The 22,426-nt window shown below is 62.2% G+C and carries 21 protein-coding genes, 1 tRNA gene and 1 riboswitch; of the genes, 11 read left to right on the top strand and 11 right to left on the bottom strand.

Going from position 1 to position 22,426, the window contains the following annotated elements; all coding sequences use genetic code 11:
• Nucleotides 1–219, bottom strand: a 219-nt coding sequence (locus tag ABX74_RS16470) for a glycosyltransferase (protein WP_047889255.1), incomplete at its 3' end; no start/stop codon positions are given.
• Between the two features lie 87 nt (nt 220–306).
• On the opposite strand from ABX74_RS16470, the gene ABX74_RS16475 reads away from it, so the two are divergent.
• The 3 genes from ABX74_RS16475 (at nt 307) to ABX74_RS16485 (ending at nt 2,679) form a co-directional block, all read left to right on the top strand.
• Entirely contained in the window at nt 307–735 is a 429-nt protein-coding gene (locus ABX74_RS16475; RefSeq protein WP_021342963.1) for an HIT family protein, read from the top strand.
• Nucleotides 736–973: 238 nt separating this feature from the next.
• Nucleotides 974–1,609 (top strand): ScbR family autoregulator-binding transcription factor, encoded by a 636-nt coding sequence (locus ABX74_RS16480; protein WP_019747034.1) that lies wholly within the window; start codon nt 974–976, stop codon nt 1,607–1,609.
• A gap of 173 nt (nt 1,610–1,782) precedes the next feature.
• On the top strand, nt 1,783–2,679 hold the full coding sequence (locus ABX74_RS16485) for a serine hydrolase (RefSeq protein WP_020906342.1): 897 nt from the start codon (nt 1,783–1,785) through the stop codon (nt 2,677–2,679).
• A 71-nt stretch (nt 2,680–2,750) separates the two neighbouring features.
• On the opposite strand, the gene ABX74_RS16490 is transcribed toward ABX74_RS16485, so the two are convergent.
• The 7 genes from ABX74_RS16490 to ABX74_RS16520 all read right to left on the bottom strand — a co-directional run bounded on the left by ABX74_RS16490 (nt 2,751) and on the right by ABX74_RS16520 (nt 10,932).
• A complete protein-coding gene (locus tag ABX74_RS16490; protein WP_020968527.1) occupies nt 2,751–4,370 on the bottom strand; it encodes a PucR family transcriptional regulator in 1,620 nt (539 codons plus the stop codon).
• A gap of 47 nt (nt 4,371–4,417) precedes the next feature.
• The gene (menC, locus tag ABX74_RS16495; protein ID WP_029254537.1) at nt 4,418–5,533 is read right to left on the bottom strand and encodes an o-succinylbenzoate synthase; all 1,116 of its coding nucleotides are present in this window, start codon (nt 5,531–5,533) and stop codon (nt 4,418–4,420) included.
• Nucleotides 5,530–6,402 carry a GNAT family N-acetyltransferase gene (locus ABX74_RS16500; RefSeq protein WP_047889271.1) on the bottom strand — a complete coding sequence of 291 codons (873 nt, stop codon included), beginning with the start codon at nt 6,400–6,402 and terminating at the stop codon, nt 5,530–5,532. Before ABX74_RS16500 ends, menC begins: the two co-directional genes overlap by 4 nt.
• Nucleotides 6,403–6,470: 68 nt before the next feature.
• Nucleotides 6,471–7,565 (bottom strand): M20 family metallopeptidase, encoded by a 1,095-nt coding sequence (locus ABX74_RS16505; protein ID WP_020968524.1) that lies wholly within the window; start codon nt 7,563–7,565, stop codon nt 6,471–6,473.
• A 160-nt stretch (nt 7,566–7,725) separates the two neighbouring features.
• Nucleotides 7,726–8,583, bottom strand: a complete 858-nt coding sequence (locus tag ABX74_RS16510) for a tryptophan 2,3-dioxygenase (protein ID WP_047889256.1) — start codon at nt 8,581–8,583, stop codon at nt 7,726–7,728.
• A gap of 14 nt (nt 8,584–8,597) precedes the next feature.
• Nucleotides 8,598–9,878, bottom strand: a complete 1,281-nt coding sequence (locus tag ABX74_RS16515) for an MFS transporter (protein WP_021332445.1) — start codon at nt 9,876–9,878, stop codon at nt 8,598–8,600.
• A 208-nt stretch (nt 9,879–10,086) separates the two neighbouring features.
• Nucleotides 10,087–10,932, bottom strand: coding sequence for a M55 family metallopeptidase (locus ABX74_RS16520; protein ID WP_019747026.1), 846 nt, complete (start codon nt 10,930–10,932; stop codon nt 10,087–10,089).
• Nucleotides 10,933–11,135: 203 nt separating this feature from the next.
• On the opposite strand from ABX74_RS16520, the gene ABX74_RS16525 reads away from it, so the two are divergent.
• Nucleotides 11,136–12,611: an amidohydrolase family protein gene (locus ABX74_RS16525; RefSeq protein WP_020906335.1), complete on the top strand. Its 1,476-nt coding sequence runs from the start codon at nt 11,136–11,138 to the stop codon at nt 12,609–12,611.
• A 47-nt stretch (nt 12,612–12,658) separates the two neighbouring features.
• A complete protein-coding gene (locus ABX74_RS16530) occupies nt 12,659–13,969 on the top strand; it encodes an alanine racemase (RefSeq protein WP_047889257.1) in 1,311 nt (436 codons plus the stop codon).
• Between the two features lie 24 nt (nt 13,970–13,993).
• Here ABX74_RS16530 and ABX74_RS16535 read toward each other — a convergent pair whose 3' ends face one another.
• Nucleotides 13,994–15,445 (bottom strand): sensor histidine kinase, encoded by a 1,452-nt coding sequence (locus tag ABX74_RS16535; RefSeq protein ID WP_021342957.1) that lies wholly within the window; start codon nt 15,443–15,445, stop codon nt 13,994–13,996.
• Nucleotides 15,442–16,158 carry a response regulator transcription factor gene (locus tag ABX74_RS16540; RefSeq protein WP_007734368.1) on the bottom strand — a complete coding sequence of 239 codons (717 nt, stop codon included), beginning with the start codon at nt 16,156–16,158 and terminating at the stop codon, nt 15,442–15,444. The genes ABX74_RS16535 and ABX74_RS16540 overlap by 4 nt, the downstream gene beginning before the upstream one ends.
• A 170-nt stretch (nt 16,159–16,328) precedes the next feature.
• Between ABX74_RS16540 and ABX74_RS16545 the strand changes: the two genes are divergently transcribed.
• From ABX74_RS16545 to ABX74_RS16570, 5 genes are all read left to right on the top strand, one after another.
• A complete protein-coding gene (locus ABX74_RS16545; protein WP_020968519.1) occupies nt 16,329–16,805 on the top strand; it encodes a hypothetical protein in 477 nt (158 codons plus the stop codon).
• The gene (locus ABX74_RS16550; protein WP_041814687.1) at nt 16,792–18,066 is read left to right on the top strand and encodes a hypothetical protein; all 1,275 of its coding nucleotides are present in this window, start codon (nt 16,792–16,794) and stop codon (nt 18,064–18,066) included. Before ABX74_RS16545 ends, ABX74_RS16550 begins: the two co-directional genes overlap by 14 nt.
• A gap of 43 nt (nt 18,067–18,109) precedes the next feature.
• Nucleotides 18,110–18,175, top strand: a riboswitch (guanidine-III (ykkC-III) riboswitch).
• 14 nt (nt 18,176–18,189) lie between these two features.
• Complete coding sequence (locus ABX74_RS16555) at nt 18,190–18,504, top strand: DMT family transporter (RefSeq protein ID WP_047889272.1); 315 nt, start codon at nt 18,190–18,192, stop codon at nt 18,502–18,504.
• Between the two features lie 47 nt (nt 18,505–18,551).
• Entirely contained in the window at nt 18,552–19,367 is an 816-nt protein-coding gene (locus ABX74_RS16560; protein WP_019747018.1) for a hypothetical protein, read from the top strand.
• A 477-nt stretch (nt 19,368–19,844) separates the two neighbouring features.
• A complete protein-coding gene (locus ABX74_RS16570; protein WP_020968516.1) occupies nt 19,845–20,642 on the top strand; it encodes a GAF and ANTAR domain-containing protein in 798 nt (265 codons plus the stop codon).
• A gap of 89 nt (nt 20,643–20,731) precedes the next feature.
• Here the strand turns inward: ABX74_RS16570 and ABX74_RS16575 are convergent.
• Nucleotides 20,732–20,803, bottom strand: a tRNA-Thr gene (locus ABX74_RS16575).
• Nucleotides 20,804–20,925: 122 nt separating this feature from the next.
• Here ABX74_RS16575 and ABX74_RS16580 point away from each other — a divergent pair.
• On the top strand, nt 20,926–22,353 hold the full coding sequence (locus ABX74_RS16580) for a threonine/serine exporter ThrE family protein (protein WP_019747016.1): 1,428 nt from the start codon (nt 20,926–20,928) through the stop codon (nt 22,351–22,353).
• Nucleotides 22,354–22,426: the final 73 nt, after the last annotated feature.

Below are 22,426 nucleotides of genomic sequence, written 5' to 3' on the forward strand. Positions count from 1 at the left end.
CGCGAGCGCCAACGTGCCGTCGACACTGGCGTTGTCCGCGATGGTAATTCGTGCAGAGAATGGCACCTGTGTGCGTAAATGCCGGCGCAGGCGCCGCACGCACGTCTCCAGGCCTGCCTCTTCGTTGTATACCGGGACGACCACGTCCAGCACTACAGTCGTCGCGGAAAGCTCCCCTGCGTCCGTGCTGCCCGCGGTCTGCATGGCTTCTGTCGTCATGCGTCCTAGATTTGTCGGGCCGGCTCCGACGAACCTGCGTCCAGCCTGGGAGTTTCCTGGCAACCGGACGCGGGCTAATCTCGGGGTATGCCTTCAGTCTTCAGCGCCATCATCAACGGAGATCTACCAGGACGTTTCGTGTGGGAGGACGACGACGTTGTCGCGTTCCTGACCATCGCGCCGGTAACGCAGGGCCACGTACTCGTGGTACCGCGAGCCGAGGTCGATCAGTGGCAGGACGTGGATCCTGAACTCTTTGCCAAAGTCACCGCGGTTGCCCGCACCCTGGGTCAGGCTGTGCGGAAGGCGTTCGACGCGCCTCGGGCGGGTCTCCTCATCGCAGGTCTGGAAGTTCCGCATCTTCACGTTCACGTCTTCCCCGCATACGACATGGGGAACTTCGACATCAGTGGCGCCGATACTTCGCCGTCACCCGAATCTCTCGACGAGGCGCAGACCAAACTCAAGTCGGCGCTACGCGACCTCGGCTTCGAGTCAACTGTCTCGACTCGTTGATCGCGTACCTTCGACCGAATTTCGCTGGCCGATAACTGGACTCCCCGCCGCAGCCTCCAACGGAGGTTGCGGCGGTCGCATTTGTCACTCCTACCGACCGTGACCTGCGATTGCACACCGAACAGTCCGTTTCGCGCTGTCGCGCGAGCACGAGATTCGCTGCTACCGTGGGGCGCTGGTCCGGGACCTAGGGCCCTAAAACTGGTTCACGTGTTAACAGTCGGAGGACAAGGGAGCAATGCAGGAACGTGCCAAGATCAGTCGCCGACAGATTCTTCAAGGCGCTGCTGATCGGTTCGAAGTCACGGGGTACGGCAGCACGAGCATGAATGACATCGTGTCCGCGGCGCAGATGACCAAGGGCGCGGTCTATTTCCACTTCTCGTCCAAAGACGAATTGGCTCAGGCGGTCATCGAAGAACAGCACCAGATGTCGATCACTGCCTTCACCGCAGTTGCAGCCACGGGCGCACCGGCACTGGAGCAGCTCGTCATGGTGTGCCACGAGATGGGCCGCCAACTCGTCGCGGACCCGATTGTTCGTGCGGGAGTCCGACTTACCCTCGAATTGGCCTCTGCCGACGGTTCGCAAGGCCCGTACGTCGTGTGGATCCGCGAGCTTCGAAAACTGGCCGAGGCCGCGAAGCTCGAAGGCGACATCCGCGACGACGTGGAGCCGGAATCGGTGGGTCGCGTGGCGATCTCGGCATTCACCGGCGTTCAACTGGTTTCGAACGTGCTCACCAGACGAAGCGATTTGAACGACCGTATCGACGAATTGTTCACCATCCTGTTGGCAGGCGTGGTCTCGGACAAGCGTCGGACCGACGTCGCCGAACTGGTCGGACGTCGCCTCGAAACTTATGCGTCCTGACCCCCGGAACACCCCTGCCCCCGGAACACCCTGACAATCGGTTGATTCGGCGTATCAGCACCGAACCGTGCGCCAACCTTCGTCGATTCGTACAAGACCCCCCGTCGTCGACTCACTATCGTCAGATCCACGAATAACCCAGATATACGGATACCGACGAAAGGGCTTCTCGAATGACCGAAACCGCCACGTACGTTGAGAGCGCACAGCAGGAGATCGCTGCTGTACTCGCCGAAGCGAAGACCGATGCGTTCGTCCACGCACGCGACATCGATTCCGGCGAAGAGTTCGGCTACGGCGCTGACGAAGGTGTCATCCTCGCCTCCGTTTTCAAGATTCCTGTCGTACTGCAGTACGCCCGTGAAGTTGCGGCCGGCACCCTTGATCCGACCGAGCACGCCACGGTGACCGCCGAGTTCCGCTCCGGCGGCATCGGTATCGGCGGCTGCGCCGATGACGTGACCGCAAGCTGGCGAGATCTCGCTCTGCTCATGATGAGCTTCAGCGACAACGCCGCCACGGACTTCTTGTACGAACGCCTCGGACTCGACAACATCGTCGCAACGCTGCGCGGGCTCGGTTTGGAGAAGACCAACTTGGTCCGTGACTGCCGTGGTCTGTTCAAATCGGTCTACGACGACCTCGGTGTCGACAAGGGCACCTTGCTGGAAATGCCGCCCATCGAAATTCTTCGGACAATTTCCGTCATGGATCCGGCCCGCTCCAACTCCAGCACTCCTCGTGAGATCACAATGTTGCTGGCTGCAATCTGGAGGGACGAAGCCGGCCCCGCATCGGCCTGTGAAGAAGTCCGAACCATCATGAGCAAGCAGGTCTGGCCGCACCGCCTTTCGTCCGGGTTCCCCGACGAGGTCACTGTCGCCGCCAAGACCGGAACGCTGGGATTGGTACGAAACGAAGCCGGCGTCGTGGCGTACCCGGACGGCAAGCGTTACGCCGTCGGTGTCTTCACCAAATCCCACGAGCTCACCCACCGCGCCCCGAAGATCGACGCCTCCATCGGAACCGTCGGCCGCATCGCTGTCGAAGCACTTCGCAACAACAGCTGATCTGAACCAACTGACAAAGAATGCGGGTCACGCTGAGAAATCAGTGCGACCCGCATTTTTCGGATTTCGAGCTAGCGTGGACCGCGCAGACGAAGATGCACCATCAACCGGAAGCGGACGTTGGGATCGTCCAGGTCCAACGCGGCCATACCCTTCAACTTGCTGAGACGATACCGAAAGGTGTTGGGGTGTACGTGCAATGACGCCGCGGCGTCACCGACGTCACCGAAGGCGTTGAGCCACGCATCGAGGGTGTCGACGAACGAGGTCGCATGAGCTGCGTCGTGGCTGGCGATCGCCTCGATGGGGCCGAGGTCCGAGAACCCTTCGGCTGCAGCTTCCGACGCGATCTCCAACAGGATGGCATCGACGTGGACGCTACTGAAGGTGGCGACGCTGCCCGACGCTCGTCCCGCCAACAACACTTCGAGGGCATGTTCGGCGTCGCGCTTCGATCGGCTCAGCTGCGCCGGTCTGGTCACGACCCGGCCGATCCCGATGATCGTGTCGCCGGACGCTCCGGTTCGGTCCAGGAAGTCCGAGGCCACACGGAACGCCTGTAGCTCGGCTTCTGCCGGGGAATGCCCTCGCACCGACAGCACCGCGTAGCCGGTTCCGTTGACCAGAGCCGCAGCCGACTGCGAATGGACCGCGCCCAGGTGCATGGCCAGAGCGTCGGTCAGCCGCACCACATGGGCTGCGTCGTCCGGCTTCGACGATCCTTCGAAAGACCTGCGGCCCAATGCCATCACGAGTGCGGGACCGGTCCCGAGGCCGAGGCGATTCATCGCGTCGACCGCACCGGACCCACCGTCGAGAAGGGTTGCGATCAGGTCTGCGCGCAGTCGACGCTCGGCGTCGGCGCCGCCGCGCAACCGCAACATCTGCAGTGCAATCAACCCGGCCGAATCGCGCAGTGCACGCATCCGGTCCTCGGACATCGGCTCACCGGTTGCCACCCACATGGAGCCGAGGAACTCGTCGCCGGCTCTGATGGACACGGCGATACGACCCATTTTTGTGCCGAGGGTCTCGGCCGAAACCCACACCGGATCATCGCTGCGATAGAGCCGGTCGAAGACTCCCGCTTCTTCGAGCACTCGAATGTACTGGTCAGGAACTTGGCGCTCCAGAACGGTCGCGATACGTGGACCGTCACCTTCTTCCTGACGTCCGGAGAAAGCGATGACCCGTGAGCTTCGGTCCTCGATCGTGATCGGCGCATCCAGAAGTGCGCTGACGGCGTTGGCGAAAGCGAACAGATCGCCGGCCGGTCCACCTCCGCGCGAGTGGATGTGCCCGACTTCGTTCCGTGCCGAGAGCACCGAATGAAGCAGGCTTGTGAGCTGAACCCACGAAACTCCACGCGCCAAGGTCAATACGACAACGCCGGAGGAGATGATGGATTCACGGTCGGCATCGCTGACCTCGGTGGTCACTCGCGCGACCACCACGCGTACTCCGCGCTCGGCCAGGCCGGCCACGGACTCCGCGATACGTTCGCCTCCGGTGATGCCGACGAGCAGCACCATGGAGTCCGGTGTCGAGGGTGAGTCGTCGTCGGGGTCGTGAATGACCACCGAGGCGATCTCCTGGACCGCCTCCGGGTCGCCGACAACCGGGTTCAGCACCGTAGTTCCCACGTCTTCGAGAAGCCGCACCAAACTGATGCGAGGTCGTACGGTGCCCACGTCTATCACTCCTTCGTCCTGTGAACGAAGTGTGTCATAGTGATTCGTCAAAGCCGATCCATGCCGATCCATTCGACCGACGTGGTGATTGCTTCGAGCAGGTCAGGGATCGGTTCGACGCCGATGCCCGGCCCTTCCGGAACCTTCACGTAACCGTTGTCGAGTACGAACGGCTCGGTGATGTCTTCGGCGAAGTACCGGTCGGAAGCCGACGTATCGCCTGGTAGGACAAATCCGGGGAGCGCGGCAAGGGCGACGTTGGCAGCCCTGCCGATTCCGGTCTCGAGCATTCCGCCGCACCACACGGCAATTCCGTTGGCCTTGCAGACGTCGTGGATACGACGCGATTCCAGATAACCGCCCACACGTCCCGGTTTGATGTTCACCACGCTGCACGCACCGATTGCCAGCGCGTCGGCAGTGACCTTCGCGGAGGTGATCGACTCGTCGAGGCAGACCGGCGTCCGCATCATCTCGGCCAGCCTGGCGTGGCCACGCAGTTCCTCTTCGGGAAGCGGCTGCTCGATCAGCAGGAGGTCGAAGTCGTCGAGCCGCTGGAGATGGCGCGCGTCAGCCAGGGTGTACGCCGTGTTCGCGTCGACCTGGAGGAGTACGTCGTCGCCGAACCTCTCGCGGACTGCGCGAACCGGCTCGATGTCCCAGCCCGGTTCGATCTTCAGTTTGATGCGCAGGTATCCGGCGTCGAGGAACCCGGCTACCTCTTCGAGCAGTTCGTCGATCGAATTCTTGATACCCACCGAAACACCCGCGGGTACGCGATCGACTACTGCACCCAGGTACGAAGACATGCTCGTCCCGGCGGCCCGTAACTCGGCGTCGAGAAATGCGGTTTCCAGTGCCGCTTTGGCCATGGGGTGTCCGGCGAACTGTTCCATCGCCGCGCTCAGGGCATGCACGTCGGGATCGGTGAGTTCGCCCAGAGACGGAATCAGGAACTTACGAAGGACTTCGGCGGCGCCGTCCGTGTATTCGGAGCAGTAGCGAGGCTCGGACATCGCAACGCACTCGCCCCAGCCCGCCGACTCCGAGGTGACGACCTTGACGAACAACACGTCCTTGGTGGTCTCCGTGCCGAACGAGGTTCGGAACGGCGCCTTCAACGGCATTGCTGCCCGGCGTAATTCAACTCCGTCGATCTTCACGATGTAACCTCCGCTGTTGTCCTGCCTGCCTGTGTTCCCGGCGCACGGTCCAGTACATATTTTCCGGTCCTGGTGACTGCGAGAACCACTCCGTTCTCGGCGAGCACACCCCCGAGAGTCTCGCGGACTGCCAGGCGCCAGTCGTTCGCTGCCGCCGGGTCCGACTTACGCAGTGTGTACACGTCATTCGGTGTAGCCACCGTGACGAAACGATTCTTGGTCGACTTCAACACGGGCAGGCCGGCTTCGGAGATCGACAACAGTTCGCTCGCTCCCAACGACTCGGGAGTCGGGACCTCTCCCGAACCGGCGACGACGTCGGAAACCTTGCTGCTACCGATTTCCCAGTCGATCAGCAATCGGTCGCTGTCTGCGCCGCCGTTGAGACTGTCGTTCATCGGCGCGTAGAAACGCGGCAGATACTGGATCGGGAACGCACCGAGTTTCGAGACGTTGAAGTAGGCATTGCGAGCGACGAGCGGGTCGAAAGTCCACCGCACGTGGAGAATTCCTCGTTCCAGTGCCCACGCTCGCTGGAACAGTTTCAACGCGAGGCCGATGTGCCCGTTCTGCACGTTCGGCAGGATCCCCGTGATGTGTGAATGCAACGAACGATGTTGCGGTTCCTCGAAGAATGCAACCGAGCCGCCGATCAGATCTCCGCCACGAAAAGCGCCGGCGACGTAGTTACCGGAGTGCGCGAGCGCTTTCATCATGTCCCGATGGACGGGAGGGTTACCGCTCTCCGGCTGCCATACCTTCTCGAACAGACCGAATACCTGTTCCAACTCGGCATGCCCGGTGACGGTTTCGATAGTCACACATGCAAGCAGGGCGGCTTGCTCGGCCTGGCTGATTGCTTGCCGCATCCGTGAAGGCGATACACCTCCGAATGGTTGAACGGTCTTGCGTTGGACATTGTTCGGCGACGTCATCGTCACAGTCCTCCCTCCAGGATTCGAGTCACCAGACCGGCCAACAAGGTGGCGCGCGGGATCATCTGATCTATCTCTACGTGTTCTGTCGCTGCGTGGGCACCACCGCCGACGGCACCGAGGCCGTCCAACGTGGGAGTTCCGACTGCGGCAGTGAAATTTCCGTCCGACGCACCGCCGACTGCGCAGTCGCGAAGCATTCCCAACCCGCTCTCACTGCTGACCTGGTGAGCGAGAAAGTACAGCTTCTCCGAAGACACTGATTCCAGTGGTCCGCGGTTGGGTCCTCCGGACACCGAGATTCGGCTTTCGGCCAGCGCCGGTGTCAGCGCACGGATCGAACGGTCGATGCGTTCCTGTTCCTTCGCCGACCACATGCGAACGTCACACCACAGTTGCGCTTGCGCTGCAACGGTATTGGTCGTGGTTCCGCCACTGATCACGGACGGCACCACCGACGTTCCCGCCGCCGGGTCCGCGAGCTCCACCACGGCCTGAATCTGATGTGCGAGCTCAACTACAGCGTTCACACCTCGCTCCGGTTCCAGTCCGGCGTGTGCAGCGCGTCCCTCGATGTCGACGCAGTACAGCGACATACCCTTGCGCGCGGTCTTCACCGCGCCGTCGGCGGCGGCCTCGAGTACCAGCACAGCGTCGACCTGACGGGCTTGCTCCTCGATCAGTGCGCGCGAAGTCGGGGAGCCGATTTCCTCGTCGGAATTGAGGAGCACGACCACCCCGTCGAGCGACGGAAGCGATGCGAGCGCATGGAAGAGCTGGACGATGCCGGCCTTCATGTCGAAGACTCCGGGTCCGGTGGCGATGTTGTCGGTGACCGACCAGGGCAACTCCGCGAGCGTTCCGAGCGGCCAGACGGTGTCGAAATGGCCCAGGAGCATCACCTTCGGCTCCGCGCCGAACGACCAACGCAAGTGCTGGCGTCCGTCGATACGGATACGTTCGGGGGCGCTTCCGAGATGGCGTTCGCCGATGTCGGCCACCACGTCCGCACATGCATCGACTGCGCCGAGGTCGGAACTGGGCGACTCGGCGGTTACCAGCGCCGCCAGGTCTGCCACCATTGATTTCTTGTCCACTCCGACGCTCTCCTGTCACCGACTTGCAACTTCGCAGTCAAGCTTGGCCGAAGCGACCCTGTCGGATCTTGTCCAAGACTCCTGTCCTTCGGGCTCGGATTCGTCGTGCGTCACGAACATCTGGGTGTGACAAGCAACTGTGTGTCATCAAGCAGGTGTGTCAGGTACCGATCTCTGTTCGGGCGGCAAACAGCTCGGGGAAGAAGCTCAACTCCAGCGCACGTTGCAGGAACCCGGCACCACCACTCGAACCGCCGGTCCCCTTCTTCATGCCGATCACCCGCAGCACGGTCCGAAGATGCCGGAACCGCCACAGCTGAAAGCTCTCCTCGAGGTCGACCAACTCCTCGAATGCCTCGTACGCCGTCCAGTGCTGTTCGACGTTCTCGTAGATTGCCTTGACCAGCGGAATCAGCTCGTCGTTTCGCACGTAGGGCGCGCTGACGTCTCGTTCGAGAGCCGACGCCGGAACGTCGTAACCCTGCCTGGACAGGTACCGCCAGAACTCGTCGTACAGCGTCGGCTCTCCGAGCAGGGTCTCCAACAATCGATGGGCGGACGGATCCGATTCGAACACCTTCAGCATGCCGGCGTTCTTGTTTCCGAGCACGAATTCCACGGCGCGGTACTGGTACGACTGGAACCCCGACGAGTTGCCGAGAACGCCCCTGAACTCCGCATACTCCGCCGGCGTCAGTGTCGCCAACACGGACCACTGTTCGGTCAGAGTGGCCTGGATGTGTTTGACGCGTGCGATCCGCTTGAATGCGACCCGAATGTCGTCGACAGCGATCGCTGCTCTGGCCGCCCGTATCTCGTGGAGAAACAGCTTGAGCCACAACTCGCTGGTCTGGTGCTGAATGATGAACAAGAGTTCGTCGTGGTGTTCCGGCTCACTCACCGGATGCTGCGAATCCAGGAGGGTATCGAGTCCGAGGTAGGCCCCGTAACTCATCTTCTCGGAAAAATCGGTGACGACGTCGTCTTCGATCTTTCGTGTGCCGTCCGTTGCCGACATCTTCAGTCTCCTTCTCAGAATTTCGCCGGGGTCTGCGGAACGATCATGGCCACCAATGCGGCAGCGCTCGTCGCTCCGACCAGGACTCCGAATGCAGCCATGTACGAGAACTGGTCCACCATCCATCCCATCACGAGCGGGGTGATGAAACCGGCGAACTGACCACAACCGTTGATCAAACCCATTCCGGAACCGAGGAATTCGGAAGGAAGTGCCCGCAACGGCATCGCGAAGATCGACATCGAACACAGACCGCTGATGCCTAGAGCCAACGTCTCGTAGAACGTGAACATCGCGACGGTGTCAGCGGTGGTCATCAGGAACAACAGGACTGCCGACGTGGCCATACACGGAACCAGAAGAATCCGAGCCCGGTCGTGGAAGTACTTGTCCACCAACCGCCCGCCCACGATCGTGGCCAGCGCCGTGACGATGAAGGGGATCGCGGCAAAGATTCCCGTGTCGATCAGCGAGAGTCCCTTGTCGTTGAGCAGATAACTCGGCACCCAGGTCATCAGACCGTACGCGGACATGTTGGCCAGGCAGAACAGAATTGCGAACTTCCACACCGACGCGGACTTGAACACCGCGGCGCGAGAGTGCTCGCTCGCCAGAGGTTGCAGCGCAGCCTCCGGATCTTCCGAGATTTCCGTGTCCAACGGTGCCGGCAGCACCAACCACACCACCGTGCCGATCACAGCGCCGACGATGGCCACCAGCCAGAACGCGTCCCGCCACCCCACGGCCATGAGGACCGGCGCGATGATCAGCGGTGCGACGCCGGGGCCGAGGTTGTTGGCGCCGAGCATGAAACCCATCGCGGTCGCTCTGGTTTTCGGACGCGTCCGCTCAGCCAAAGCCTTGAACGACGCCGCCGGAAAGAGCCCCTGGCTGATACCGAACATCGCACGCATGACCATCAGCGAGATGAGACCCCACGCGAACCCGGTCAACGCGGTGAACACCGACCACAGGATCAACGCCACGATCAACAGTGGCCTGGGTCCGAAGCGGTCGGCCAACATTCCGCCGGGGACCTGCCCGAGCATGTAGAAGATCGCGAAGACCGAAACCACACCACCCAACTGCGTACTGCTGAGCGAGAATTCGTCGCCGATCATCGGAAGCGCAAGCCCGATCATGACGCGATCCACCATGTCGATCAACCAGATAGTACTGAGCAGCCCCACCGTAACGGTGGTTGTGCGACGAATCGATCTGTTGTCCAACATGTTTCGAACCGAACCGCCGGTCCCCCGCGATGATTCTTCCACCGTGACGCGTTCCGCCTTCATCAAGCCTCCCGAATTGTCTTGTGCCGCATGGACTAGAACATTGAAAAGACTGATGAAGTGTGACAGCGAACACGTCTACCGCATTGGTCCGTTTCACCAATACCTGAAGCAACGTTTGGTCGGTCGGAACATGTTCTGCCCCAGTAGATGACAAATGCCGCCGACGCACACGGCGTCGGCGGCATTTCGCGATAGAGTCGCTACTTCATCACGTGCGATTGGCGACTGCCACGATCGTCGAGACGCCTGCGGCTGCAAGCCGAGCATTGACAGTGATCAGGCCGAGAATGTCGTCGACGCTGCCGAGTGTGTGCGAAATCGTACGATCCGAAATCCGTCGTGAGCCGGGAACAGCCTCGGCGAGTTCAGCTCCCGTAGTGGTGGGGTGAACGATCTCGAGGGTCCACTCGTCACGCAGCTCGACCGGCTTCAGTGTGTCGGCCTTGCGCACTGCGCGCTCGGCGCCTGCTCGGATCTGCTCGCACGCCAGCGACGGCGGCAGCGAATTGGTTGCCGACCATCCGTGTGCCTTCTTGACCTCGACGGTCTCGGTTGTCGGCGAGGCCGCGTCCACCAAGCCACAGATGATGTCGTCACCCGTCACGAGACCGACGGGAACGCCCTGGGTGGCAGCGTAGAGGGTGTTGACGTCGGTCTCGGAGACGGACTTGCCGTCGAGGCGGACGTCGGCGAACAAACTCGAGAACGTGTGCGCCAGGACGCCGGGTCCACCAGCTGGTGCGTGATAGCCGACAAACAGGGCGACGTCGTGATCCGACGTCATTCCTTCGGCCATGCACTGCATCTTGGGTGATCCGAAGATCAGGCGCGCCCGTGGATCCAGATCGGCGTGAAGCAGGTTGTCCATCGTTCCGTGGCTGTCGTTGACCAGGACGCTCGTCGCACCGGCGTCGAACGCACCGGCGATCGCAGCATTGGTCTCGGCAGTCATGAGCATCTGCGCACGGTGGTAGCCGCCACCGCCGCGGATCGTCTGATCGAGCGTCGCGATACCCGCGATACCCTCCATGTCCACCGAAATATAGACGTGCATTCCTGTCCTCCATCGATCTCAATCGGCTGAATTGATAACTTCGCTTTCACCTTCACACTCGACTGCATTCGTTTCTTGTCCGGTCGAACGGTGAGTCGGCCTCCATTTGGGACGTTCACACCAGAATCCGATACCCGAGCCGTGAAACCATCGGGACATTCGCCGGGCCAGGCGGTTCGACCAACGACAGGAGTGCAGCGCTGATGCAGGTCCACGACATCGTGTTCACCGGCGGCCGCGTCGTCGATCCCGCATCGGGGACCGACGAGGTTCGGGGCATCGCGATCACCGACGGCAAGGTCTCGGCGTGGGGTCACGACGCGATCGAGGCTCGGCAGACGATCGACGTGACCGGTCAGGTGATATGCCCCGGATTCATCGACCTGCACAGCCACGGACAGGAAATCGCCGAGCAGCGACTTCAGGCGTTGGACGGAGTGACGACGGCCCTCGAACTGGAGGCAGGCGTCATTCCTGTTGCGAAGGCATATGCGCGTGCCGGTGCCGAGGGGCGCCCGATCAACTACGGCTACGCGACGTCGTGGGCGCACGCACGCATGATCGAACTCTCGGGCGCCGATCCCGATGGCGACATCAGGACTCTCCTGCACCATGTCGGTTCCCCGAGCTGGCAGGGAGAACCGACCGCCTCCCAGCGTGCACACATTCTCGAACTCCTCGAAAACGATCTGGCTGCAGGCGCTCTCGGCATCGGCGTGGTGGTCGGATACGCCCCGAAATCCGATCCGGCCGAGTACCTGCAGGTGGCGGATCTCGCGGCCCGAGCCGGTGTTCCCACCTACACCCATGCGCGCCCACTCATCTCGGCCGACCCGTCGAGCCCGGTGGACGGCGCCGTCGAAATCGCCCGTGCAGCAGCCGAAACCGGCGCGCACATGCACTACTGCCACGTCAATAGCACCTCGGGAATGCACGTCGACCATGCACTGTCCGTGGTGGCTCAGGTCCAGGCAGCCGGATCTCGCGTCACGACAGAGGCGTATCCGTACGGGTCAGGGTCAACGGCCGTCGGAGCTGCGTTTCTCGATCCAGACAAGCTGCATCTGATGAATCTGACACCACGATCGCTGACTTTCGTGCCCACCGGTGAACGTATCGCGGACCGCAAGCAGCTGGAACATCTTCGGGCAACGGACCCCGGCGGACTGGTACTTGTGGAGTTCCTCGACGAGAACGACACCGTGCAGCGCGAATTCCTCGAACGCGCGATGACTTTCGACCGTGCCGCCATCGCGAGCGACGCGATGCCACTGACCTGGCCAGGCCGTACCGCTGCCGATGCGTTGCAGTGGCCATTGCCGGAGAAGGCACTCGGCCACCCACGCGGCGCCGGCACCTATGCGCGAGCGATTCGTACGCTGTACCGCGAGCGTCAACTGCTGTCGCTGTCGGAGATCATCGCGCGCTGCTCGTTGATCCCCGCGCAGATTCTGGAGGAGTCGGTTCCCTCGATGGCGACGAAAGGTCGGATCAGCCCCGGTAGCGACGCGGACATCCTCGTTTTCGACCCCGAGCGAATCACCGACAACGCCACCTACATCGACGGCACCCGTCCCTCCACCGGAATCAGCCGCGTGCTGGTCGGCGGCGTACCCGTCGTCGAAGGCGGTGCCGTGGTCCAGGACGCGTTGCCCGGTCGCCCGGTACGCCGCTCTTAGCCGGATCTCGTTCTGACCTGCATAGTTCTGACAGAAAGTCACCACACATGAACACATCGTCTGCAATCAACGGCACAATCGATGCCATGACGGATTTCGCGAACCCCCCGATCGGTTGGCAGCACAAGGCATTCGGCACCGACCTCGAAGGTCGCGACGGCTCCGACCTGGAGCCACTGGGGATCTCTGCGCTCGACGGCAACCTCCTGCTACCCGTGATGACACTCGATCGTGCAGCGATCGCGCACAATGTCGACCTCATGGCGCAGTTCTGCTCCGATCACGATGTGGATCTGGCGCCCCACGCGAAGACCACGATGAGCCCCGAACTGGTTCGTCGGCAACTCGACGCCGGGGCTTGGGCGATGACGGCGGCAACCGTTGCGCAGGCACGCATTCTGCGTGAATTCGGCGTGGACACCATCATCATCGCCAGCCAGGTTCTCGATCCCGCCGGCATTCGGTGGATCTGCGACGCCCAGGCCACCGACCCCGATTTCTTCGTCACCACCCTCGTGGACTCGGTCGAGAGCGTCCGCCTGATGGAACAGTTGATCGCGAAAGTCTCACCAGCCAGCCGTATCCGGGTTCTCGTCGAACTCGGCTACGACAGCGGACGCGCGGGCGCTCGCACTGTCGAGCAAGCACTCGACGTCGCACGCGCAGCATCGCAGGCACCTTCGTTGATTCTCACCGGAGTCGAGGGGTTCGAGGGCATGATGCCAGGAGCCTCGGTAGCAGCCCGCCGTATCTCCGTCGATTCGTATCTCAAATCCGCGCGGGTTTTCACGGAAATCTGTGTTGCCGAGAACCTGTTCGAGAACAACTCCGCGAAGGCTCCCCGGCCACTGGTCACTTTCGGCGGCAGTGCGTTTCACGATCTGGTTGTACGCGAGCTGGCCGGCCGGTGGGCACTCGACAACGGAGTACGCGTCGTGCTGCGCAGCGGTTGCTACATCACTCACGATCACGGTCTCTATGCCGAGACTTCGCCATGGGCAGACGGACCACGAACTCTGCAGGGAGCCGCAGAGGTCTGGGGCGTAGTGCTCTCGATACCTGAACCCGGACGGGTGATCCTGGGCTTCGGCCGCCGCGATGTCGGTTCCGACGCAGGCTTTCCCATAGTCCTGTGGCGCCGACGCGACGGATCCAACCGACCAGCGCGAGAGCTGACGATCACCGCACTCAACGACCAGCACGCGTACGTCGACGTTCCGGCTGACTTCGACGTGAAGGTCGGCGATCTGCTCGGTTGCGGAATCTCGCATCCCTGCACCACGTTCGACAAGTGGTCACTGATTCCCGAGGTCGATTCGGATTACCGCGTCGTCGGCACGGTGCACACCTACTTCTGAGGGGCCGGTTGCGGTAATCCGGCGTCAGTCGTCCTTCGGGTCACGCGGCAATTCGACGCGGAACGTCGTCCCCTGCCCGAGGGAGGTCTCGACGCTGACGGTTCCGTCGTGCGCTGCAACCAAAGCCGAAACGATGGACAGGCCGAGACCGGCGCCCCCGGTCTCACGGGTGCGAGAGGTGTCGGCGCGGTAGAAACGCTCGAAGATCCGCGCGGCATCCTCGTCACTCAAACCCTGACCGGTATCCGAAACCTCGACCACCGCGGAGTTCTCGGTCGTACCGACACGAACGGTGACCTGCGCATCCGGCGGAGTGTGTTTGATCGCGTTGCCCACCAGATTGGCAACTACCTGACGCAGCCTGGCCTCGTCACCCTGCACTTCGGGCAGGCCTGGGCCGCCGGTCATCTGAAGTTCGACAGTTCGATCCGGTGCGATCGCTCGTGCCGCCTGTACCGAATCCGCCGCAACTGCAAGCAGATCCACCGGCTTGTTCTCGAGTGGACGCTGTTCGTCGAGTCTTGCCAGCATGAGCAGATCTTCGACCAGAAGTCCCATCCTCGACGCCTCGCCCTCGATCCGGTTCATCAGCGTTTCCGTATCCGTCATGGCGCCTTGGCGATACAACTCGGCGAACCCACGAATAGTCGTCAAGGGTGTGCGCAACTCGTGGCTCGCGTCGCCGACAAACCTACGCATCTTCTCCTCGGAACGCCGTGCTGATTCCTCCGAAGCCTCGGTCGCGGCAAATGCGTGTTGAATCTGCGCGAGCATTCCGTTGAGCGCCACCGACAGTCGGCCGACCTCGGTGCGGTCGTCACGCTCCGGGACCCGTCGATGAAGGTCGCCGGCGGCAATGGCAGCGGCAGTTTCCTCAACCTCGACCAGCGGACGAAGGCTCCGACGAACCACGAAATACGCTCCGCCGCCGAGGATCAGCAGGACAACCAGGCCGATGCCGAGTTGCAGGCCGACCAGGTCGTCGACGGTCTGTTCGATATCCGTCAGTCGCACACCGATAGTCGTGGTCGTGTCGTCGCGAACCGTCGTGAGAACTCGCCAGTTCACGTCCGAACCGTCGCTCGATCCGACGGTGATCGGGCCGTTGGTGGAATCTTTCGACAGGTCGGGTTCGGTTGTCGTCGACTTGTCGTTGAGAGTGAACACCTTCCCGTCCGGGGTCACCGTCCGAACGAAGAAGGGACTGGGCGGACGAGTTTGCGGACCGACATCGCTGGGTGGCTGCAAATCTCTGGTGTGCGGCTTTGCCCAGCCGTCGACCGCCTCGTACAGCGTTTTGTCGGTTCGCTGGGTCAGTGAATTCTCGAGAGCAGAAGTGACCGCGACGCCAGACGCCAACAGACCCAGCGCCGCCAACACCAGCAAGGCCGCAACCAGGGTGAAGCGCAGCGGCAGTGAATGGAGACGGAAACGACCCCGCTTCGGAAGCTGATCGTTTTCCGCGGCGGCGATCATTGCCGCGGTTCACGCATCACGTAGCCGACCCCACGCAATGTGTGAATCAGCGGTGTCTCCCCCGTATCCACCTTGCGCCGCAGGTAGGACACGTAGGACTCGACAACTCCGACCTCCCCGCCGAAGTCGTAGTTCCAGACGTGGTCGAGAATTCGAGGCTTACTGAGAACCGTCCCGGCATTGACCATGAAGTATCGGAGCAGTGTGAACTCGGTGGGTGAGAGTGCAACCAACTCGCCCTTCTTCCAGACCTCGCGGGTGTCGTCGTCGAGTTCGATGTCGGCGAACTTCACCCGCGGCGACTGCTCCGGTGCGACCCCGCGGCCGGCGCGGCGCAGGATGACCCGCAACCTCGTCACGACCTCTTCGAGGCTGAACGGCTTGGTCACGTAGTCGTCCGCGCCGAGGGTCAGGCCGCTGATCTTGTCGTCGAGCGAATCCTTCGCCGTCAGAAACAGGACCGGTGCGTCCACACCGTCGGCACGGAGGCGTCGAAGCAGACCGAAGCCGTCCATCCCGGGCATCATGACGTCGAGAACAATCGCGTCGGGACGGAATGTCCGTGCGACGTCCAGGCCTTGGGCTCCGCTCGAAGCAGTCGCCACCTCGAAACCCTGGAATCGGAGGCTCACGGAGAGCAACTCCACGATGGTGGGTTCGTCGTCGACGACGAGGATGCGGGCTTCGGGGGTCTTGTCGGTCACGAGAACCATCTTCTCCCCTGCCACTGGATTCTCGCTGTATGTTCCCTGGGAGCTTCCTGTGAACGGCTGAGTGCAGGTGAAAAGCCGGGTGCAGGTGAAAAGCTGGGGTGCAGGCCCACGAACCGGAAGGGTGCGGCATGTCACTACCTCCACTGTGCTACATGGAATGACTGTGGAACATGGAATGCTTGACCTGGCGTATTCCTCTGTTCACCAACAACTCCGATCCCGGCGAGGATCCCGGCTTCGCGCCACCGGAGTCTTGGGCACAAGCCCTCGCGGCTGTTGCCCAAGATCTGCGTTGCCTGCGATTCGGACCTGAAGTTGTTGTCGATCGTCTGATCTGGGAATTTTCGATCAACAGCGACTACAACGTCACGATCGGCTGGCAAGGCGCACGTGACATCGGCGGATTCAGCCACTTCAACGCACTGTCGATGGATACTGCATTCGCGGACGCTGCGGTGTGGGTCGCCGATATCGTTCAGACCAAATTGGCCGGCTACGACTTCGTTCAGTGGCCGAGCCGAGGGCGCCATCTGCTTGTTCCTCGACTTCGAGACGGGGAACCGGTGTGGATGGATCCGCACGGCGATGCGACGATCAGTCGTATCGGCGAGTTGTGCAAAAATTCGACGAATTATGCAGCAACGTAGCCCAGTTCAAATCGCACAGCTCTACGGTTCGGTGGCGTCCGCGCTGGTCGGCGGTGTGGTGGCCGCGTACGCAGTGGCCGAGTCCCGAGTTGACGACTTCTCGTTCTCCGACGACGGCCTCACCTCGGTGGTGATCACGCCGCAGTGGGCGGGCGCAACTGCCGCTGTGGTTGCGACGGTCGGTGTTGCGCTACTACATCGCTGGGGACGTGGCGGACTCGCGAGTGTCTTCGCTGCCGTTGGCGCCCTCGTCATCGCGCTACCAGCATTCGTCCCTGTCTCCGCCTCGATATCGGTGACCCTGAACGCAATGGGAGCCGGCACTTTCCTCGCGGCGGCGGCATATCCGACGAAGAGTCACCGCGCAGCACAAATTGCTCTCGCACTCGGGGTGACCGCGACGACCCTGTACTTCGGCGCCGCAGACTTGTGGCGCGATCGCGTCGCAAGGTGGTCGCTCACACTTCCGGGCGATACCTACCCCGTGCCGTCCACGGTTCCCGTCTGGATACTGCTCGCTGCAACCCTTCTGGTAGCCGGAGTCGCCTTGGTCGCACGATCAGGTCAAGAGACGGACGACGTCGACACACGCCTGGTGACTTTGGGAGTTGTTCTGCCCCTGGCATTCACGGCCCTGTATGCATGGTTGGGCTCGACGTCGACATCGCATGGGTCCTGGGTGACGGCGGTAGTGATCGCGGTTGCCGTTACCGTCGCACTGGCTTGGCGTTTGCCGCAACACGACGCCCGCTTCATACTCGCCGGACTCGCAATCGGCGCGGTTTCGATCAGCTCGATTTCCTTTTCATCCGACTGGACTTGGGCGGTGCCCGCGGTGGGTGCTGCCCTGGCGCTGGGCGTCGCCGTCGGCTGGAAAAGACCGATGCCCCAACTCGGGCTGGGACTCCTTGCCGTGACCGCACTCTCGGGATTGCTGGATGCCGCCCTGACCACGGTTGCCTACGTCTTCGTCCTCCCACTTGCGCTGGGACTGGCCGTCGCGTCATGCATGCCTGTTGCCGTCGGAGCAGTCGCGAGCGGGTCCGTACTTCCCTTCACTCTTACCTTGTTCTCGGTTTCAGCGACCTTCCTGGACCCTGTCTCGCAGGAATTCGGGTGGTCGACCGCTCCGCTCGAGGAACACGGACCGGCCGCCGTGACCACGCCGATTCCTTTGACTGTTCTCGCTGCGACGGCGACGATCGTGGTGGCCATGTCGACCATCCATCTGAAGAGAGTTCGAACGGCTGTGGTGACCTAAATCGCCAGCTGATCGGGTCGGAACACAGAATTCTGTTGCTATGGTTGGGTGGTCAACGACGACATCCGGACGAGCGCACCGTACCCGGCCAGCGAAAAGACGGTGCCTTGGGAGTTGTTCACCATGGCATGGATCGTGCTCGTCATTTCCGGACTTTTCGAAGCTGTCTGGGCTACCGCGCTGGGTAAGTCCGACGGATTCAGCAAGATGTCACCCACCGTTGTCTTCATCCTCGGCCTGATCGTCAGTATGGCCGGCCTCGCGTATGCAATGCGCACCCTTCCCATCGGAACTGCGTACGCGGTCTGGGTCGGCATCGGCGCCGCCCTGACCGTCGGATACGCGATGGTCACCGGTGCGGAGTCCACGTCGGTCGTCAAGATTCTGCTGATCCTCGGCATCGTCGGTTGTGTGGTCGGTCTGAAGGTCCTTCACTGACCGGCGATCCTGATGAGTGTTTGTGTGTTACCGGTTACAGTTAACGCATGAAACTGCTGGAGATGCTCACGCTTCCCCTACGCGCGGGCATTGCAGCCGCAGAGATCAGTTTGGGTATCGCCGAGCTGACGGTCACGACAGTTCGTATCGCCGTCGGTAATACCGGTGCCGTGACGGCGGGTGCAGCAGGCTTGGCCAGCCCTCGCGGACCCATGCAGATGATCCAGCAGTTGTCATCGCTTACTGCAGACGATCGGCCCATCGGGCAAGCCTTGGCCCCCGGTGGGCCGCTCGATCGCCTTCTCTCACCCGGCGGCCCGGTCGACAAACTGACTGCACCCGACGGCACTCTCGAACGACTTCTCGCTCCCGGCGGACCACTCGAAAGACTTCTTGCTCCCGGCGGACCGCTGGATCGGGTGCTCGCCGAGAACGGCGCCTTGGAACGGTTGCTCGCCCCGGACGGTCTCCTCGACCGAATGATGGCGGAGGACGGTCCGCTGGAACGCCTGACCGCACAGGACGGTGCCGTCGAACGCCTGACTGCCAAGGACGGTGTCATCGATCGCGCACTGGCCGAGAACGGCATCCTCGAAACGCTCTTGGCGGAGAACGGCGCCTTCGAACGGCTCATCGCCGAAGGCGGCCCGCTTGACCAGATCGTTGCACTGTCCGATACCTTGACTTCGCTCGCCCCCAACCTCGAGAGAATGAGCGCCAGCATCGAGGTACTGCAGGAAACAGTCGGAATCCTCAGTGCTGCAGTCGGTCCACTCGGAGAACTGGCCGGCAAGCTTCCCAATCGCTGGCTCAAGAGCAAGGGCGAGCGCCCAGGGCCGGACCTTCCGATCGAATCGGCATAACGAACGGTTACTCGCCGATTACGCGGTCAGTTGTTGATCACGATGTTGAGATTGATGATGATTCCGCCGAAAGTCAGAATCGTGTTGGCCAAGCCAACGGTCATTCCACTGTTCAGAGCCGCGATCAGTCCGTTCATCGTCGTATCCCCTTCACTGTCTGCGGGTTACGCGTACAAGATTGTGCGCTGGCGCTGACAATAGGCCAAGTTCGCGACCTGCGCGCCATTGCGGAGAAAACTTGTACCGCGGTCGCAGTTTCCGCGTTAACTGTTGCAGGACAACGCAATTCCATTCTCGGCGCACTACCCGCAAATGACTGAACCAAACATCACGATTAGGCATACGTATCCCACCCGCATAACCGTCTGCCCCACCAGACACTTGTCCACCCAAACAGAGTGCACAACAGTTAGTCCGGTGCAACAATAAGACGAATCGGACATGCCTGCGACGTGATGGGGAAGGGTGGTTGAGACAATGACGGCGCCGCGCATTGCCAGAGAACACCGCGGCCCTACCGGGGGCCGAAATTCCGCGTCGCAGGACAGCCTGGACGCCGCCTCGGACGCCCTGCAATCGCTGTACGCGCACCTCGATCCACATGCCCAGGCCGAGCAATTTCTCGAACAGGTCTGCAAACACGCCGTCGATCTCATCGCCGACGCCGACATGGCCGGAATTACCATCGGCGGTTCGGATTCGACATTCCGAACCGTAGCCGCCACCCACCAACTTGTTCGCACCGTCGACTCGATCCAATTCCGACTGGACTACGGACCGAGTGTGACGTCGTCACGCACGGGCACGGTTGTACGTGCGCATGCCAGCGAAGCCCACAGCCGGTGGCCTCAATTCGCAAGCGCGGCAAAAGCAGTCGGCGCCGTCAGCTTTCTGTCGATGCCATTGCCCGGTAGAGATCGCCCACTGGGAACCCTCAATCTCTACAGCCATGACCTCCGAGGTTTCACCGGCGCCGACGTGGCATTGCTCCAACTGTTCGCCGTCACCTCGTCCTACGCGCTGCACAGCTCGCAGCGCCTCGACATCGCCAGAAAGCACGCGATGGACCTCGAGCGTGCACTCGAATCGAGAGGCGTCATCGAACAGGCCAAGGGCATCATCATGGGCACCCACCGCGTCGACGCCGACCGCGCCTTCCGCATCCTCATCCAGGACTCACAGCGCAGCAACGTCAAACTGCGAGTGATCGCCCAGCAGTACATCGACGGCGCGATCGATCCGCGCCAGGCCACGAACAAGCCTGAGACCAACTGAACCCGGCAAACACAGCATCTCCGCAAACACAGTGCTTCGGCAAACACAGAGGCACCCACCAGAATCTTGGTGAGTGCCTCTACTTTCGGAGCCTCCTGTCGGGATTGAACCGACGACCTTTCGCTTACAAGGCGAGTGCTCTACCACTGAGCTAAGGAGGCGAAGACCGACGCGTTGCCGCGACTGACTTTGCGGAGCCATCATATCCAAGCCGTCACGGTGGCCGCGCCCGGGTCACGTTAGATAGCGTGGGCCCCATGCGCAACTCCCACTCCGCCCCCTGATGGCGAAATTCACCGAAGCACTCACACGCCTGACGGGAAACCGCCAAGCCACCGTCGACACGGTCACGTCGGCTCCCGCGCCGCTACAACCGATCGACCTCACCGACGACGCCGTCGTCGCAGAAGTTCTGGACCTGGCGGTTCGGGTCGGCGAAGTCCTCCTCGCCTCCGGGACCGCAGCCATGGACACGGCGGAGCAGGTGCAGTTCATCGCCGCCACCTACGGCCTTGCTCAGTGTGACGTCGACGTCACTTACAACTCGATTGTGCTCTCTGCCTATCGCGGCCCGACGCGACCGCCGGCGAGCACGATGCGCATCGTCCACTACCGCTCGATGGACTTCACGCGACTGGCGGCTGTTGACCGTCTGACGCGTCGTATCCGCCGTGAGGCGATCACACCGGACCAAGCACACGACGCGCTCACAGCCATCACGACGGCGCCGCACCCGTACAACCGATGGACCGCGACCATGGCCTGGGCAGCGATGGCGGCTTCGGTCTCCGTACTGCTCGGCGGCGGGTTCCTCGTTGCCACAGTCGCGTTTCTGACGACGATGGTGATCGATCGGGTCAACCGCGTACTGAACCGGTTCGGATTACCGTTCTTCTTCCAGCAGGTTGTCGGTGGTCTCATCGCGGCTGCGCCCGCCGCGACGCTCTATACCTTTCAGGATCAGCTGGGGATCAGTATCCGGCCGTCGCTGGTGATCGCGGCCGGCGTGGTCGTCTTGCTGTCGGGGCTGTCGCTGGTGGGCTCGGTCCAGGACGCGATCATGGGTGCGCCCATCACGGCCGTCGCGCGATTCTTCGAAGTGGTGATGATGACGGGCGGCATCATCGCGGGCGTCGCGATCTCGTTGCGAATGACCGGGATGCTGGGTTCGACGCTTCCACCGATCAACGTGGAAGTATCGACCATCACGCAGTTGCCGATCCTCATGCTCTCCGGCGCGTGTGCGTCGGTCTTCTACGCTCTTGCCTGCTACGCCGAGCGGCGTGCACTCACCGCGGCATTCCTGGGCGGCGCGGCCGGCAGCGGTGTGTCGATCTTCGTGCAAACACTCGACGTCGGCCCCGTGATCGCCGCAGCGATCGCGGCGACCGTCGTCGGTCTTGCCGGTGGTCTGATGGCTCGCCGCGCCCTGACGCCTCCACTGGTCGTCGCGGTCGCAGGCATCACTCCCCTGCTCCCCGGTCTGTCGCTGTACCGAGGCCTGTACGCGCTGCTCAACGACCAGGTACTGATCGGTCTGACTGCCTTGCTGTCGGCATTCGGCATCGGCTGCGCTCTGGCCGCTGGCGTGACGCTCGGCGAATGGGGAGCGCGAACTCTGCGTCGTCCACGAATCCTGATGCGCGTGGACTCGCTACGCCGACCGATGGTCCGCAAGCGCAAACGCCGCGTTCCCGTCACCGAGAAGTAAGAGAGTTTCAAGCAGAAAGAGCTGGGCACCTGACGGTGCCCAGCTCTTTCGGTTCACTCGAGGGTTTCCGAGC

The organism is Rhodococcus sp. ARP2, from assembly GCF_001029585.1.
Lineage (GTDB): Bacteria > Actinomycetota > Actinomycetes > Mycobacteriales > Mycobacteriaceae > Rhodococcus_F > Rhodococcus_F erythropolis.

Coding starts and splice junctions, on each gene's coding strand:
- ABX74_RS16475 (WP_021342963.1), top strand. CDS start 307: ATGCCTTCAGTCTTCAGCGCCATCATCAACGGAGATCTACCAGGACGT.
- ABX74_RS16480 (WP_019747034.1), top strand. CDS start 974: ATGCAGGAACGTGCCAAGATCAGTCGCCGACAGATTCTTCAAGGCGCT.
- ABX74_RS16485 (WP_020906342.1), top strand. CDS start 1,783: ATGACCGAAACCGCCACGTACGTTGAGAGCGCACAGCAGGAGATCGCT.
- ABX74_RS16500 (WP_047889271.1), bottom strand. CDS start 6,402: ATGCGGCAAGCAATCAGCCAGGCCGAGCAAGCCGCCCTGCTTGCATGT.
- ABX74_RS16510 (WP_047889256.1), bottom strand. CDS start 8,583: ATGTCGGCAACGGACGGCACACGAAAGATCGAAGACGACGTCGTCACC.
- ABX74_RS16515 (WP_021332445.1), bottom strand. CDS start 9,878: ATGAAGGCGGAACGCGTCACGGTGGAAGAATCATCGCGGGGGACCGGC.
- ABX74_RS16520 (WP_019747026.1), bottom strand. CDS start 10,932: ATGCACGTCTATATTTCGGTGGACATGGAGGGTATCGCGGGTATCGCG.
- ABX74_RS16525 (WP_020906335.1), top strand. CDS start 11,136: ATGCAGGTCCACGACATCGTGTTCACCGGCGGCCGCGTCGTCGATCCC.
- ABX74_RS16530 (WP_047889257.1), top strand. CDS start 12,659: ATGAACACATCGTCTGCAATCAACGGCACAATCGATGCCATGACGGAT.
- ABX74_RS16535 (WP_021342957.1), bottom strand. CDS start 15,445: ATGATCGCCGCCGCGGAAAACGATCAGCTTCCGAAGCGGGGTCGTTTC.
- ABX74_RS16540 (WP_007734368.1), bottom strand. CDS start 16,158: ATGGTTCTCGTGACCGACAAGACCCCCGAAGCCCGCATCCTCGTCGTC.
- ABX74_RS16545 (WP_020968519.1), top strand. CDS start 16,329: ATGGAATGCTTGACCTGGCGTATTCCTCTGTTCACCAACAACTCCGAT.
- ABX74_RS16550 (WP_041814687.1), top strand. CDS start 16,792: ATGCAGCAACGTAGCCCAGTTCAAATCGCACAGCTCTACGGTTCGGTG.
- ABX74_RS16555 (WP_047889272.1), top strand. CDS start 18,190: ATGGCATGGATCGTGCTCGTCATTTCCGGACTTTTCGAAGCTGTCTGG.
- ABX74_RS16560 (WP_019747018.1), top strand. CDS start 18,552: ATGAAACTGCTGGAGATGCTCACGCTTCCCCTACGCGCGGGCATTGCA.
- ABX74_RS16570 (WP_020968516.1), top strand. CDS start 19,845: ATGACGGCGCCGCGCATTGCCAGAGAACACCGCGGCCCTACCGGGGGC.
- ABX74_RS16580 (WP_019747016.1), top strand. CDS start 20,926: ATGGCGAAATTCACCGAAGCACTCACACGCCTGACGGGAAACCGCCAA.